At 65.4% G+C, this 14,282-nt stretch carries 13 protein-coding genes and 1 pseudogene; 4 read left to right on the forward strand and 10 right to left on the reverse strand.

Annotated elements, in window-relative coordinates:
* From J5F18_RS10635 to J5F18_RS10665, 7 genes and pseudogenes are all read right to left on the reverse strand, one after another.
* Positions 1-695 (reverse strand): substrate-binding domain-containing protein (locus J5F18_RS10635; RefSeq protein ID WP_346298626.1); only part of this gene is annotated, 695 nt, incomplete at its 3' end.
* 17 nt (positions 696-712) lie between these two features.
* The gene (locus J5F18_RS10640; protein ID WP_346298627.1) at positions 713-1,444 is read right to left on the reverse strand and encodes an ATP-binding cassette domain-containing protein; all 732 of its coding nucleotides are present in this window, start codon (positions 1,442-1,444) and stop codon (positions 713-715) included.
* The gene (locus J5F18_RS10645; protein ID WP_346298628.1) at positions 1,441-2,142 is read right to left on the reverse strand and encodes an ABC transporter permease; all 702 of its coding nucleotides are present in this window, start codon (positions 2,140-2,142) and stop codon (positions 1,441-1,443) included. The genes J5F18_RS10640 and J5F18_RS10645 overlap by 4 nt, the downstream gene beginning before the upstream one ends.
* A 193-nt stretch (positions 2,143-2,335) precedes the next feature.
* Positions 2,336-2,653 (reverse strand): hypothetical protein, encoded by a 318-nt coding sequence (locus J5F18_RS10650; RefSeq protein WP_346298629.1) that lies wholly within the window; start codon positions 2,651-2,653, stop codon positions 2,336-2,338.
* Positions 2,654-2,751: 98 nt separating this feature from the next.
* On the reverse strand, positions 2,752-5,817 hold the full coding sequence (gene pulA, locus J5F18_RS10655) for a pullulanase-type alpha-1,6-glucosidase (protein ID WP_346298630.1): 3,066 nt from the start codon (positions 5,815-5,817) through the stop codon (positions 2,752-2,754).
* Positions 5,818-6,011: 194 nt separating this feature from the next.
* A pseudogene (locus tag J5F18_RS10660) lies at positions 6,012-6,625 on the reverse strand (sigma 54-interacting transcriptional regulator); the annotation flags it as partial.
* A gap of 161 nt (positions 6,626-6,786) precedes the next feature.
* A complete protein-coding gene (locus J5F18_RS10665) occupies positions 6,787-7,035 on the reverse strand; it encodes an ABC transporter ATP-binding protein (protein WP_346302214.1) in 249 nt (82 codons plus the stop codon).
* Positions 7,036-7,513: 478 nt separating this feature from the next.
* Between J5F18_RS10665 and legP the strand changes: the two genes are divergently transcribed.
* The 4 genes from legP to J5F18_RS10685 all read left to right on the forward strand — a co-directional run bounded on the left by legP (position 7,514) and on the right by J5F18_RS10685 (position 11,397).
* The gene (gene legP, locus J5F18_RS10670; protein ID WP_346298631.1) at positions 7,514-8,539 is read left to right on the forward strand and encodes a Dot/Icm T4SS effector Zinc-dependent metalloprotease LegP; all 1,026 of its coding nucleotides are present in this window, start codon (positions 7,514-7,516) and stop codon (positions 8,537-8,539) included.
* 67 nt (positions 8,540-8,606) lie between these two features.
* Positions 8,607-8,825, forward strand: a complete 219-nt coding sequence (locus J5F18_RS10675; RefSeq protein ID WP_346298632.1) for a hypothetical protein — start codon at positions 8,607-8,609, stop codon at positions 8,823-8,825.
* A gap of 582 nt (positions 8,826-9,407) precedes the next feature.
* Positions 9,408-9,773 carry a YbaY family lipoprotein gene (locus J5F18_RS10680; RefSeq protein ID WP_346298633.1) on the forward strand — a complete coding sequence of 122 codons (366 nt, stop codon included), beginning with the start codon at positions 9,408-9,410 and terminating at the stop codon, positions 9,771-9,773.
* Between the two features lie 58 nt (positions 9,774-9,831).
* Entirely contained in the window at positions 9,832-11,397 is a 1,566-nt protein-coding gene (locus tag J5F18_RS10685) for a M6 family metalloprotease domain-containing protein (RefSeq protein ID WP_346298634.1), read from the forward strand.
* A gap of 9 nt (positions 11,398-11,406) precedes the next feature.
* Here the strand turns inward: J5F18_RS10685 and J5F18_RS10690 are convergent, their stop codons facing one another.
* The 3 genes from J5F18_RS10690 to J5F18_RS10700 all read right to left on the reverse strand — a co-directional run bounded on the left by J5F18_RS10690 (position 11,407) and on the right by J5F18_RS10700 (position 14,096).
* Positions 11,407-11,718 (reverse strand): hypothetical protein, encoded by a 312-nt coding sequence (locus J5F18_RS10690; protein WP_346298635.1) that lies wholly within the window; start codon positions 11,716-11,718, stop codon positions 11,407-11,409.
* 395 nt (positions 11,719-12,113) lie between these two features.
* Positions 12,114-12,665, reverse strand: coding sequence for a cupin domain-containing protein (locus tag J5F18_RS10695; RefSeq protein ID WP_346298636.1), 552 nt, complete (start codon positions 12,663-12,665; stop codon positions 12,114-12,116).
* Positions 12,666-12,698: 33 nt separating this feature from the next.
* The gene (locus J5F18_RS10700; RefSeq protein WP_346298637.1) at positions 12,699-14,096 is read right to left on the reverse strand and encodes an FAD-binding oxidoreductase; all 1,398 of its coding nucleotides are present in this window, start codon (positions 14,094-14,096) and stop codon (positions 12,699-12,701) included.
* Positions 14,097-14,282: the final 186 nt, after the last annotated feature.

Below are 14,282 nucleotides of genomic sequence, written 5' to 3' on the forward strand. Positions count from 1 at the left end.
AGGTGCGGGTGGCGCTCGGGGTCGATCAGGAGGCTGCCGTACTGGTTGAACAGCGCCGCGTCGCCGGCGAAGAGCAGCACCAGGCTCTGGCGGTTGGCGAAGGTGGTCCAGGTGGCGCGGTCGCTCATCACATAGGCGTCCATGGCCGCGGCGGTGTTGAGCGTCGGGCCCATGCCGCTGCCCAGCTCGCGGTACCAGGGGGCGGCGGGGGCGATCCCCGTGGCCTCCCAGAGGCGCCGTTCGGCGCGGTGGGTGCCGCTGTCGTCGCCGCGGGAGGCGAAGGGGGCCGCGGCGTCGGCGATCCGCGCGAAGGCCTCGGTCGCCGACTCGGCGGTGGCGATGCCGGCCGGATCCTCGGCGGGGCCGATGATCACGAAGTCGTTGACCATCACATCGGCGCGTTCGGTGGCGTAGCCGTCGGCGACGAAGGCCTCCTCGCCCTCGGGGTCGTGGACCAGCAGGGCATCGGCGTCGCCGCGCCGGGCGATCGCGAAGGCCTGGCCGGTGCCCACGGCCACCACCCGGACCGCGATGCCGGTGGCCGCGTGGAAGCGCGGCAGCAGGTGGGCGAAGAGCCCGGACTGCTCGGTGGAGGTGGTGGAGGCGAGGAGGATATGGCGGCGTTCGGCCTGGGCCGGCGCGGCGAGAAGGGCGAGGCAGAGCGGCAGCATGCGGAGCAGGACGAGTCGGGTCATGGGCATCCTCGGCAGGGTCACCAGATGCGTTCGCCGCGGATGAAGGCTCGAGCCTCGTCGCTGCGCGGCTCCCGGAAGAAGCGCTCGACGGGGCTGTGCTCGATCAGGCGACCGGCGCTGAGCAGGACTACCTCGTCGGCCAGGCGCCGGGCCTGCTGGAGATCGTGGGTGGTCATCAGGATGCGGGTGCCGCGGCGGTGGAAGTCGAGCACGGCGCTCTCCACCGCCTGGATGGCGGCCGGGTCCAGGGCCGAGGTGGGCTCGTCGAGGAACAGCACCCTGGGGTGCAGCAGCCAGGCGCGGGCCAGGGCCAGGCGCTGCTGCTCGCCGCCGGAGAGCACCCGGGCGGGGCGCTGGGCCAGGCTCATCAGGCCGAAGTGTTCCAGCGCCTCCAGGGCCTGGGCGCGACGGTAGCGCCGGGGGGTGCCCCGTACCGCCAGGGCATGGGTGAGGTTGGCCAGCGCCGAGCGGCGCAGCAGCACCGGACGCTGGAAGACCATGGCCTGGCGGGGTGCCTCGCCCTCCCAACGGATGCGGCCGGCGCCGGGGGCGAGCAGGCCATGGGCCAGGCGCAGCAGCAGGCTCTTGCCGGCGCCGTTGGGGCCCATCACCAGGGTGCGGCGACAGCCCTCGAGGCTCAGGGTGATGTCGTCCAGTACCCGCTGGCCACGGTACTCGAGGCTCACGACCTCGAAGTGCTGGGCCGGAATCGTCGCCAGCCGGGGCGCGGGCCGCAGCATGTCGTTCATCCCAGCCGCCTTCTGGCCGTTTCGCTGACCAGGTGGGCGGCGGCGTTCACCAGCGCCACCAGCACCAGCAGCACCAGGCCGAGCCCCAGGGCCAGGGCCAGGTTGCCCTTGCCGGTCTCCAGCACGATGGCGGTGGTCATCACCCGGGTCACGCCCTCGATGTTGCCGCCGACGATCATCACCGCGCCCACCTCGGCGCTGGCACGCCCGAAGCCGGCCAGCAGTACGGTGAGCAGGCCGAAGCGGGCGTCCCACAGCAGGGTGGGGATGCGGCGCAGCCGCGACAGCCCCAGCGACTGCAGTTGCTCGCGATACTCGGCGTGCAGCTCCTCGATCTGCTGGCGGGTCAGGGCGGCGATGATCGGCAGCACCAGCAGCATCTGGGCGATGACCATGGCGCCGGGGGTGAACAGCAGCCCGAACTGCCCCAGCGGCCCGGCCCGGGAGAGCAGCAGGTAGACGGCCAGGCCCGCCACCACCGGCGGCAGGCCCATCAGGGCGTTGAGCAGTACGATCACCAGCCCGCGGCCCGGGAAGTGCCACAGCGCCAGGGCCGCGCCCAGGGGCAGGCCGACCAGCGCGGCCAGCAGCGCCGCCGAGAACGACACCTGCAGAGAGAGCGCGACGATGCCGAGCAGGGTGGGATCGCCACCGAGAATCAGGGCGAAGGCATCGAGGAAGGCGTTCTGCTGGGCCATCGGCTCTCCTGCGCGGCAGCCATCATGCCCGGCGCTGGCCGGGGCTCCCGATCAGCATACCGGCATCGCCGCCCCCATGACGAGGGGCGGCGCCTGGCGTGACGCTCGGGGCGACGCCGAGGGTCGCACTTACCCAAGGTCGTCAGGACCAGCGGCAGACTGATGGCCTTGGGTAAGGGCGGACATGTGCTGTCTATGACTCTGTTTCGGTGTTGGGGTCCTCATAGGTGACGACCTGTTCGCCGCTGGCGAATTGCTTGCGCATCTCCAGCAGCTTCACGATGTCCTCGCGCATGGTGTCGAGGTCGTTGTCGCTCAGGAACTCGAAATCGAGCACGTTGGCGCCATAGAGGCGGCGCGCGTTGGTGCGGGTCAGCCCCATTTCACGATCCAGTTGGCGAAGCAGCAGGGCACCGCCATCGGAGGTGATCTCGCCACCGTCGAAACCGACGGTGACCCGGTGGCCTTTACAGCGTGGAAAGGAAGCGGTCGGCGTGGTACATTTCGTCAAGGCGGCTGTTGCGGTTGATTCTGGGTTAGGCCCTTGAATCATAACCGATTTTCAGCCGCCTTTTTCATGCCTGATGAAATATCCGGGCTAGTGGTTCATCAATGCTCTTCGCTGGCCAGGAGCCGGAACACCGCCGTGGTCCGGCCCGGTACCGCGAAGGTTCCAGTGGCGGCAGCAAAGGTCGCGTTCCTGACCAGCGGGTCGGCTGAGTCGGCCAGTACCGGGTGCAGTCTGAAGCGCTGGCCCTGGAACTCGGGGGCATTGAACTCTACCGCCTGATCGTTGGCGTTGAACAGTACGACCAGCTCCTGGACTGCCGGGTCCACCGCGCCGGTAGGATCGGACAGGCGCATGGCGATCAATCCCGGGATCTGGGACGGACCGGTGTTCAGGAAGCTCAGGTGTTCCTCGACGGCCGCTGCCGTGGGCAGCCGGAACAGGGGGGAACTCTGGCGAATCTCCAGGACTTCCCGGAAATGCCTGACGGTCGCCAGGATGGAGGGCCGTTCCGGTTTGAGCGCCGGGTCCGCCAGCAAGGGCGCCATGACGGTCCATTTGTCCCCGTTATACTCCTCGCGAGGCAGGCCTCGGCCCCAGCCGTTGTCCCGGTAGCTGAAGTCCAGCACATTGAACCAGTCCCCGGAGTTATAGCTGTTGCGGTCCAGGGACTTGGAGCGCAGCATGTCCTGGCCGGCGTGGAAGAACGGGATGCCCTGGCCCAGGGCAATGAAGCTGTTGCCCATATTCTGGATGCGCACCCTGTCCGCCATGGAGGTCGCCCGAGGCGCCTTGAACTGGTTGATGTCGAACAGCGTCTCGTTGTCGTGTGAGGCGGCGTAGTTGATGGCCTCCTGGGGAGCGGCGGTATAACCGGCCGGTGCACCGTTATAGTCCACCTCGCTACCGGTGACCCGATCGCCGTTACGATCAACGAAAGGATAGTCCGCTAGGTTGCCGGCCAGGCCCACGCGCAGTTGGTCGGCGGCGAGCAGCAACGCGTCTCGTTCGTCGGGACTGCCCGAGTTGACCTCATTGGGATCATAGAACAGGCCATTGATGAAGCCCTGGTGCTCGACGACGCCGGTGGCGTCATCGAAGGGGCCGCCGCCGCGGATGGCATCGCGGATGCGGTCGTTGAACGTGCCGATGCCGGTGCCGGCCATATTGAGCTGGGTGGCGTTGACACCCCGGGCGTTATCGGCCACCTCGCCGAAATTCCACCCCTCTCCGTAGAGATAAATCCGCTCACCGTCCACCCCGTCAGCGGCCGGGGTCAGGGCCCGCAGGGTGTCGCGCGCCCGGAGCAGGTGGTCCTTCATGTGATGGCCCATCAGGTCAAAGCGGAAGCCGTCCACCTTGTAGTCCTTGGCCCAGGTAACCAGGGAATCCACCATCAGCTTTTCCATCATGGCATGCTCGCTGGCGGTGTTGGGGCAACAGCTGCTGGTCTCCACGGCGCCGTCGGCGTCCAGGCGTTGATAATAGCCGGGCACGATCTGGTCCAGCACCGACTTCTGTGCCTGACCGGCCGCAGGCGTGTGATTGTAGACCACGTCGATCACCACGTTGAGGTTGGCGTCGTTCAGGGCCCTGACCATCTCGCGAAATTCCCGGATGCGGGTCTCGCTATCGGGGGCGGTGGCGTAACTGCCTTCGGGCACCGTGTAATGGAAGGGGTCGTAACACCAGTTGAAGCCATCTTGGTCCTGCACGGCCGCCACCCGTTTCTGCTGTACTGCGGAATCGGACGGGAACTGAGCAAGATCCCCCTCCGGTTCCTGTTGCTCGGCTCTCCGCTCGGGAATGGAGGCACAGTCATTGGTCGGCAGCAGATGGATATGGGTCAGCCCGACCTGGGCCAGCGCCTGCAAATGCTGCATGCCGGCGGAGTCGGTTTCGGTGAATGCCCGGTAAGTGCCGCGAAGGGGCTCGGCCACCGTGGGGTCGCCGATGCTGAAATCGCGGACATGAAGTTCATAGATCACGATGTCATTCGGGGTCGCCAAGTCAGGCTTGGCCAGGGTCTCCCAGCCTTCGGGTTGCAGGTCCGCGTCGTCCAGGTTGACGATATGGCTTCGGCTGCTGTTGGCGGCCAGACCGTGAGAATAGGGATCGGTCACCCGGTTGCGTTCCACCCGGCCGGTGGAGCGGGCGAAGACCTCCACCTCGTAGAGATAATACTGGCGGTCCCAGCTGGCGTCGCCGGTGATGCTCCAGACGCCGGTGGCGGGGTCCTGGGTCATCGGCAGGGCGGTGGCGGTGGTGGCGGGATCGGCATCCGTAAACAGTTGCAGGGTGACGGATTGGGCCGTCGGCGCCCATAGCCTGAGTGTCGGTATGCCGTCATCGAAGCTCACTCCCAGCTCGCCGCCGTAGGGAAAGAGATCATCCAGCACGCCGGGGATCTGGAGCGCCGTGGCGTCGAGTAGATTGCCGTCGCCATCGGTGGCGGAGACGGCAATCTGGCCCTTGAGCAGCGACGGCACCCTGGGCAGGGCAGCCGGGTCGATCCTGAACACCGGCAGTCCTGCCAGATGCGGATACTGGGTCGCGAGGACCGGCTCCAGCCCGGCGGGATCATGGGTCAGAGAGAGTTCCTGGCCACCGCTGACACCGTCCTGCCCCAGTGTCAGGTTGGCGTCGGCGTCGTGGTGCAACGTCACCGCGGCATCCACGGGCGCCTCCCAGGCGATGGTATCCTCGGCCAGCCAGTGGGCCCGGGCCAGGCCCAGATTACCGACCGATACCAGGTCATCGTTGGTGATCTCATGGGTGGCAGGGTCGTAGACAAAGGTGACGGTGGTCGGCTGGGCAAGGTTCAGCGCGATATTCGAACCGTCCGCCTCCCCGTCGGCGCCGTAGTTGTCGTTCCAGTCGCCATTGAGGACGACCTTGTACTCCCAATTGCCGGCCGGGAGGTCGAAGCTGCCCTGCCAGACGCCATCGCTGGCATCGGAGCTCAGGGTCGTCGCGACGCATTCGGGCTGCCAATCACCTGCGCAGCCCAGCTCGCTCTGCAAGCTGCCAACCAGTGTCACGGTGTCCGGGTCGACGGTATGTGCAGCCAGTGCGAGCGTCGAGGCTCCGGTCAGGGGCAATCCTGTGGTTAGGACGATGCCGTACAAGGCGCGATATAAGGGACGCAGATTTCCCTGTCTATTCATAGTAATTCCTAGATTAGGGGATTAAGCAGGGTGATATTAGTCGAGGCGGCAACGTTGGTCGGTGGGTTTTAGGTATTACGCCGGGTTTCTCCTCCCTCCCTACGTAGGGGGGGGAGGAGGGGCTGGGGGAGGCCTGCGAACCCCCGGGGCGAGAGCGTGTAGGGTGAGATGCACGGTAAAGCTGTGCCGCGGGATCACCAGGCGTCTTGCTGGTTGGGCGGGACGATGCCCAGTCGCTTCATGCGCCGGTAGATGGTGGGGCGCGACAGCCCCAGTTCTCGGGCCACGGCGCTGATATTCCACTGTTGCCGGCAGAGTGCCCGGTAGAGCAGGTCCTGCTCCAGGGGGCGTCGCCGCGCAGCCGGGCCCGGCCGCCGCGCTCGCGGTTGAGTTCGGCGAAGATCTGGCGGATCAGGTAGCCCTTGTCGGCCCGCTCGCGCAGCGGCGGCAGGCGCAGGCTGGCGCCGTTCAGGCGATAGAAGAGGTCCTCGCGGAAGCGGCCCGTGGCGATCAGCTCGCGGAGGTCGCGGTGGGTGGCGGCCACCACCCGCAGGTCCACCTTGACGGGGCGGCTGGCGCCGATGGGCAGCACCTCCTGCTCGGCCAGGACCCGCATCAGGCGGGTCTGCAGCTGCAGCGGCATGTCGCCGATCTCGTCGAGGAACAGGGTGCCGCCGTCGGCCTGGGCGATCAGGCCCTTCATCCCCTTGCTGCGGGCACCGGTGAAGCTGCCGGGCTCGTAGCCGAACAGCTCGCTCTCGATCAGCGACTCCGGCATCGCCGCGCAGTTGATGGCCACGAAGGGCTGGTCGCGGCGCCGGCTCGACTCGGGCTGACTGTTGGGAAAGAAGATCGGCTCACCCTTGACCTCGTAGTCGCCGATGGCCCGCTGCCCCTCGGGGGAGAGCAGCCAGCGGTGCCACTGTTCGGCCAGCTCGTGCCTGAGGTGCGGGTGGCGCTCGGGGTCGATCAGGAGGCTGCCGTGCTGGTTGAACAGCGCCGCGTCGCCGGCGAAGAGCAGCCTGAGCCCTGATTGGGGTCGTGGGTGGTCATCACGATACGCGCGCCGCGGGCGTGGAAGTCGAGCACGGCGGCTTCCACGGCGCGGATCGCTGCCGGGTCCAGTGCGGAGGTGGGCTCGTCGAGAAACAGCACCTCGGGGCGGGTCAACCAGGCCCGGGCCAGGGCGGGCTGGAAAGCATTGGCGTCGGTGGGCATCGCGTTCTCCAGTTGTCACGACGCATCATGCGCGATGAGCCGCCGTGATGCAGCCAACCATGGCCATCATAACAGTCGCACATTGCTTGAGGCGTGTCGTTCCACCCAACAGCGGGAGTTAGGGTTGGCTATTACATGAACGAATGGTCTTTGATTATATCGGTTAAGTCAGTATGGCTTTTCTGATATAGAGTGTCACTATCATCTTTGATGTTGCTGTAGGTTTTTTTTCCTGCAGGAGGAGGCGTTGAACCTATACTGATTTCTGATAATCGACCGCTGTAACTCTGATAAAAAAGGCGGTGGGGTTTGTGACTGGCAGCTTGATGGTGCTGGTCAGGGTGTGTTGTTCTAAGCTATTGTGTCGATGTTTTCTTGTTGATGGGTTATGGCATCCTGGGTGGATGTTGATGTGGGAGCTTGGTCATTTAGATGGAGCGTTGTTTCACCTGTTTAACTCGTGAGGGGGCGGGTGGCGATGGCAAATCATAGCGAAAACTACCAGTTCGGAATGTTGGGAAGCGATGATGTAAGAACGGGTTTTGTTTCAGGAGAGACCTTTCACAACAAGCCAGTTCAGTATTCGGTGGTCGATGGTCTAGCAGTGTTCGAGGGATGTATCGTCCTGGGTACCGTGGAGCAGATGGAAGCCAGGGAGCGGGCCGTTCGCTCCGGCCAGGAAAGTGTCGGCGATACCGGGATCCAGAAAGGGGTTGGCATCACCGGTGCCCAGTATCGTTGGCCCAATGCCTTGGTTCCCTATGATATCAGCCCGTCGATGCCGAATCAGAGCCGGATTACCGATGCCATTGCGCACTGGCAGCAGAGGACCAACATCCGTTTCGTACTGCGCACCAGCAGCAATGCAAGTCAGTATCCCAACTATGTTCACTTCATGGCTGGATCTGGATGCTGGTCCTATGTCGGGATGCAGGGGGGGAGACAGGATCTCAGTCTGGCGAGTGGCTGTAGTACCGGCAATGCGATCCATGAAATCGGACATGCGCTGGGGCTGTGGCACGAGCAGAGTCGCGAGGACCGCGATCAGCATATCGTAGTGCATTGGCAGAATATCCAGTCAGGGCGAGAGCACAACTTCAATCAGCATATCACCGATGGCGATGATTACGGACCCTATGATTACGGCTCCATCATGCACTATCCCAGTACCGCCTTCTCCAGCAATGGCCAACCTACCATCACCACTATTCCCCCGGGGATCGCCATCGGTCAGAGAAACGGCCTGAGTGATAACGATATCGCCACGATCCATGCCATGTACACGACATGGCACAACAACAAGGCCGTGTTGCAGACCTACAGCACCTATCATGCACAGAACGCTTGGGCACGGATTCAGGATCTGGGCTGGCGAAAGATAGAAACCGGCAGTGCGGATGGAATCACCAGCACTTTTCTGGCCCTGTGCGAGGCGCGGGCCAATAACCGGAATGTCAACGTCTATGCGGATGGCGAAAAGCTTTACCGCATGTACCTGCTCTAGGAGCCTGGGCTCGCGGGGCATGATGGCCCTAGTCAGACCGCAGTAACCGATAAGAGGAGTGACGACCATGTGGAGCAACGGCATAACCGTCCAGCAAGTCTACAGTACCCACCATTCGCAGAATGCCTGGGCAAGTCTTCAGGGACTCGGCTGGCGCCAGATTCGCACGGGAGCGACCGATGGCGTGACCAATACCTTCTGCTTGTTGAGTGCGGCCAAGGCGAACAACCGGACCGTCAATGTATTTATCGTCAACAACCTGATCGAGCGCGCCTACATGAACTGACTCGTGTCTTCCATCCCGCCAGCGTCACCGCATGACGGCCAGGCCGTCGTAGACAGGAGAAGATCCATGTGTCCCGACACGATCAACATCACTATCAATCTCACCCCGGGGGGGGGAGGGCCCCAGGGCGCTGCGGGTGGCGGTGTTCTTGCCTCCGGAGCAGCAGCGGATCCTGGCCCTCCGCCCGAGGATGGTGGAGGAAGCGGACTGACTGTGGCGGAGACCGGCGATATGCCGCCGGGTCCAGAGGAGGTGCTGGCGGATATGATCGCCTCTGAATCGGCGCCACCGCCCGATGACAGGCAAGCTGGAGAGGCGGCCTCCGTCAGTTCGTCGATGGCACCTCCTGGACCGCTGGAGGTTGACACTGCCCTGTCTGTGACAGGTGGCGGGCCGCCAGGGCCGGATAACGATGGACCCGCGGGCTCCGCTGCTGCCACCGGTGCCGGAGGGCCGCCTGGTCCCGAGTCACCGGATGCGCCTCCCCAGAGCGATATCGACGAGGAGCCACCGGCAACGGCCAGGAAAGGTCGTACGGGAGGCGACGCCTCCACGTCGTCGAAGAAGAAGTGACGAGACGCGATGTCGCCTCTCGCGATACAGCTTGTCCATGGCATGCTCCTCCTGGGGCAGGAAATCGCCAGTTTTTCCGGCGCTACGCTGCATGTCTATCTCGAGGATGTGGGCCGTGTGGACGCGCCGTCACTCACCTTGGCTGCGGTGTCGATACCAAATATCCGGCATCAGGCGGGCAGGGAGTCGCGCCTCGACTTCACCCTGCGAGGAGGGCCTGTTGACACGGCAGCTCACTATTCGGTTCGCGCCCATGTCGACCTGGCCAGTAACGGTCGACTGGATCCGGGGGATCTGATTACCGTCCAGAGCTACCCGGTGCTGACCTTCGGTCATCCTGACCGTGTCGTGCTTCGCGTCAAGGAGATCGAGTAGCGGGCCCCGGTGAGCGGGTATCGATGGTCGAGACGTGCATCACTCAAAGGAGTACCTCATGTGTAACCAGCGTTGTGTCGTCCCGCCGTCACCGGAACTCGAAGAGCGCATCATTCGCTCCAGACAGGAGCTGCTCGCCGGACACGCTCTTCCCGATGAACCCACGATTGATGTGCTCGATCTGCGCAGTGTGACGCGTATTCTGACCCGCCCTCCCAAGACCCGGTCGCATACCCTGATCTCCCATGCCGTGCAATTCGCACCGATCACCGGCACACGTCGTGCCCTGGTATTGCTGGTGGACTTCTCCGACAAGGCGGCGAGCCAGCCGCAGAGCCACTACCATGACATGCTGTTCTCGGTCGGGAGCTTTGCTACCGGCAGCATGCGCGACTATTACCGGGAGGTGTCCTACAACCAGCTCGATGTCGTCGGCGAAGTCAGTGGAAACGGTGGGGCTACCCAGGGGTGGTATCGGCTCCCGCGCACCAAGGCCTACTACACCAATGGCGACTATGGCTTCGGCTCCTATCCGCGGAACGCCCAGAAGCTGGTCGAGGACGCCGTGGACCTCGCCGCCCCCCACGTGAACTTTGCTCACTATGACAATGACGGCGACGGGGTGGTCGATGCCCTGGTCATCATTGCCGCTGGGTCGGGTGGCGAAGTGACAGGCAACACCGGCGATATCTGGTCCCACAAGTGGGGGATCGCGCCCAAGCATGTTGACGGGGTGCAGGTACGCAACTATTTCATGGCGCCCGAGGATGGGCGAGTCGGCGTCATGGCTCATGAGCTGGGCCACCTGCTGATGCAGTGGCCAGACCTCTACGACACCGACTACACCTCGCGTGGCACGGGACGGTGGGACCTGATGGCCGGTGGAAGCTGGAACGACGGGGGGAATACGCCTGCTCATCCCACTGCCTGGTGCAAGCTCAAGGCCGGCTGGGTCACGCCGACCATCATCTTCGATGGTCAACAGAGTGTCTCCCTGCAGGCGTACGCCAGCCAACCGGATGTCTATCGCCTCCCCATCGGCAGCGTTGGCAGCAAGGAGTACTTTCTCGTGTCCAATCGGCAGAAAACCGGTTTCGACCGCCACCTGCCCGGGGAGGGTTGCCTCATCGAGCATGTCGATGACAATCAGTCCAATAATACCGACGAGACACATTACCTGGTGGATATCGAGCAGGCCGATGGGCAGTTCCACCTCAATAGCAACGCCAACTCGGGGGATGCCGAGGATCCCTATCCCACCGCCAGCAACGACGCCTTCACGGTCAATACGACCCCGGCCAGCAAGGCATATGATGGAACGGACTCCAGGGTCTCGGTCACCAATATTCAGCGGGTGGGGGACAGGATAACGGCAGATATCAACGTAGGGGGAGGGACTGCCACTGCATGGCACAATAACAAGGCAGTCATGCAGACCTATACGACCTGCCATTCGCAGAATGCCTGGGCACGGATCCAGGATCTCGGCTGGCGCCGCGTCGAGTCGGGCAGTGCGGACGGTGTCACCAATCTGTTCCTGGCCCTGTGCGAGGCGCAGGCCAACAGCCGCAGTGTCAACGTCTATGCCGACGGCGACAAGCTGTACCGTCTGTACCTGCTGTAGTCAGCCACTTCATTCGTTGGTGGGTCTCAGGTGGGATAGTTGGAACAACCCTTGCCGAGGCCCTCCAATGTATTCGGCCTCTGCCAGGAAGAGAAGGTCCCGGTGGAGGTCGGCTGTCGTATCGAAGGTAAACCCCTCCACCGTGGTGCCGATTCTCCCATGCGCCAGGTCAGGGCCTTCCCGGGAGTGCGAGTCGAGCAGTTCGAAGGTCAGCTCTTGCTTGTTCGGGAAGTGATCCGATGGCTTTACCGAGACAAGCCTGCCCTTGATGTCGCAGCGGTTCGGCGGCGCCATGACGCCGCTTCGATCGTGTGTGGTCATCGCATGATGCCCTGCGTGCGGCCAGTAATGCCCTGCAGCCCGTGTCGCCTGCAGCCCGTGTCGCCTGCAGCCCATGTCGCCTGCAGCCCGTGTCGCCTGCAGCCCATGTTGATAGTGTATGCCACTTCGGGCCGGACAGACGTCCTGAGGTACGCTGCTCGTCCGGCTCTTTCGCCTTTCGCCTCAGCTCTTTTTCGCTTCAAGCCATTCGCCTCACCCCAGTGCTTTCGCCACGGCTTCGCCGGGTGCCGGCCACAGCGGCGCCAGTTCGCGGTCTCCGAGCTGAAGGCGGTCGCCGGATCCCAGCAATGACCGATCAGGTCATGGCCGTGCTCGGAGCCTTCTCGCCTGGCGGGAGCCGGCAGCGCCCCGGCTGACCGGCTCCCGCCCCGGTGTCAGTGGGCGCTGCCCATGGGCAGGCCGGGGCAGTCCTGCTCGGGCTCGCGAGGCAGGGTCAGGCCCTGGCCGTTCTCGCCCTCGGGGGCGTTGAAGAAGGTCGCCACCACCACGGCGGCCTCCTCCTCGCTGGGGTTGAAGGCGCGGTGGATATTGTCGAACCCGGGGTCGATGAACAGCTCGCCCGCCGCATAGGGGCGTTCGACGCAGTCGTCGGCATAGACGTAGACCAGGGTGCCCTGGCGAATGGTGGCGATCACCGTACCGGGGTGGGTGTGCCAGGGAAAGGCGGCCCCCGGCTGGACGGTGATCTCGGCCATGGCGACTCGACCGGGTTCGGGCAGCTCCAGGACCTGGCGGTCCCGGCCCTCGACGTCGAGCGTGATCGCCAGGCTCACCTCGTCGATGATGGCGCTGCGCTCGGTCAGCTCCTGCACGGCGATGGGCGGCGGGTCGTCGCCCGCGGCCAGCGGCGGGGCGGCCAGCGCCAGGGCGCCGAGGGCAAGGGCGGCGAGGGGCAGGGTCAGGGGATGGGGGGCTTGGGGTTTCATGACAGTGCTCCTGCGTCTCGTCGGACGCGGTGATCACGCCGGAGAGGCCGGCGGGATGTTGTGGTTGTGGCGGAACAGGTTATGCGGGTCGTAGCGCGCCTTGAGGCGCGCCAGGCGGGCATAGTTCTCGCCGTAGCTGGCGCGGACCCGGTCGTGGCCTTCGTCCATCATGAAATTCACGTAGGCGCCGCCGGCCGAGCTGGGGTGCAGGGCCTCCCAGTAGCGCACGGCCCAGTCGCGGATGCGGTCGGCGTTGGCCGGGTCGGGATCGATGCCCACGATCGCCGCGCTCCAGTTGGCCTCCCGGAAGTGGAAGGCGGTCTCGTCGGGGTCCACCCGCTGGGGCGCGCCGTCGATGGGGTAGAGGTGCATGGCGGAGAGCGGGGTGGGCACCTCGGCGAAGCGCTCGTGGACGGCGATCGCCTCGTCGGTGATGGCGTTGAAGAAGTCGCCTCGCCAGTAGGCGTGCAGCCCGGGCGGGTAGAGGGGGTCGAAGACCGACTGCAGGGCCGGGAAGGGCACCTCGTGCAGGCCGTCCAGCAGCGGCCGGCCAAAGGCGCGCACCGGCGCCAGGACGCTGTCGGCCGTCGCCTGGTCGCCGCAGTAGCACCAGACGATGCCGCAGACATGGCGGCCATGCAGGGCCTCCGGGAAGGGGGGCGCCGGCGGGACGGTGCCGACCAGGAAGAAGCCGTTGAGGCTCTCCGGTGCGCTCGGCATGAAATCCCGGAACCAGCGCAGCACCTCGCCGGTGGCCTCCAGGTCGTAGAGGATCGGGCCGGCCATGACCCGGGCCACCGGATGGCAGCGGAAGCGGAAGGCGGTCACCACCCCGAAGTTGCCACCGCCGCCGCGCAGGGCCCAGAACAGCTCCGGGTGGGTCTCGGCGCTGGCGGTCACGAAACTGCCATCGGCCAGCACCACGTCCGCGGCCAGCAGGTTGTCGATGGTCAGGCCGTAGCGGCGGGTGAGGTAGCCTTGGCCGCCGCCCAGGCTGAGGCCGCCGACGCCGCTGGTGGAGATGATGCCGAAGGGGGTGGCGAGCCCGAAGGGATGGGTGGCGTGGTCCACGTCGCCCAGGGTACAGCCCCCCGCCACCAGCACGCTGCCCTCGGCGGGTTCGACCCGCACGCCGCGCAGGGCCGAGAGATCGATCACCAGGCCGCCGTCGCAGATGGCCAGGCCGCTGGCGCTGTGGCCGCCGCCCCGCACGGCGAGCGGCAGGTCGTATTCGCTGGCCGTGCGCACCGCCGCCATGACGTCGGCGACGTCGATACAGCGGGCGATGGCACCGGGGTGGCGGTCGATCATGCCGTTCCAGACGGCGCGGGCCGCTTCGTAGCCCTCCTGGCCGGGGCGCAGCAAGCGGCCACGCATGGCGCCCTGCAGGGCCTCGAGGGCGGCCTGGGGAAGGTCTGGCTGGTGGTCCATGGGATGCCTCCTGATCTCTGGGCGTGATCCCAGCATGGACCGCCCGGCGTTTGCCGGGCGTTCGCCAGGCGTTCGCGGCGATCGGGCGGGCGTTCCTGGAGGCTGTTCGTGGAGTGAGGGGGCGGCCGTGATCAGCCCAGCAGGGCGTCGACGGCGGCGAGCTCGTCGGGGTTGCAGCCGCTGGCC

Source organism: Halomonas sp. BM-2019 (genome assembly GCF_017584085.1).

Excerpts from the sequence above, each read along its gene's own strand:
- J5F18_RS10640 (WP_346298627.1), bottom strand. The coding sequence starts at position 1,444 with ATGAACGACATGCTGCGGCCCGCGCCCCGGCTGGCGACGATTCCGGCC.
- J5F18_RS10645 (WP_346298628.1), bottom strand. The coding sequence starts at position 2,142 with ATGGCCCAGCAGAACGCCTTCCTCGATGCCTTCGCCCTGATTCTCGGT.
- pulA (WP_346298630.1), bottom strand. The coding sequence starts at position 5,817 with ATGAATAGACAGGGAAATCTGCGTCCCTTATATCGCGCCTTGTACGGC.
- J5F18_RS10665 (WP_346302214.1), bottom strand. The coding sequence starts at position 7,035 with ATGCCCACCGACGCCAATGCTTTCCAGCCCGCCCTGGCCCGGGCCTGG.
- legP (WP_346298631.1), top strand. The coding sequence starts at position 7,514 with ATGGCAAATCATAGCGAAAACTACCAGTTCGGAATGTTGGGAAGCGAT.
- J5F18_RS10675 (WP_346298632.1), top strand. The coding sequence starts at position 8,607 with ATGTGGAGCAACGGCATAACCGTCCAGCAAGTCTACAGTACCCACCAT.
- J5F18_RS10680 (WP_346298633.1), top strand. The coding sequence starts at position 9,408 with ATGTCGCCTCTCGCGATACAGCTTGTCCATGGCATGCTCCTCCTGGGG.
- J5F18_RS10685 (WP_346298634.1), top strand. The coding sequence starts at position 9,832 with ATGTGTAACCAGCGTTGTGTCGTCCCGCCGTCACCGGAACTCGAAGAG.
- J5F18_RS10690 (WP_346298635.1), bottom strand. The coding sequence starts at position 11,718 with ATGACCACACACGATCGAAGCGGCGTCATGGCGCCGCCGAACCGCTGC.
- J5F18_RS10695 (WP_346298636.1), bottom strand. The coding sequence starts at position 12,665 with ATGAAACCCCAAGCCCCCCATCCCCTGACCCTGCCCCTCGCCGCCCTT.
- J5F18_RS10700 (WP_346298637.1), bottom strand. The coding sequence starts at position 14,096 with ATGGACCACCAGCCAGACCTTCCCCAGGCCGCCCTCGAGGCCCTGCAG.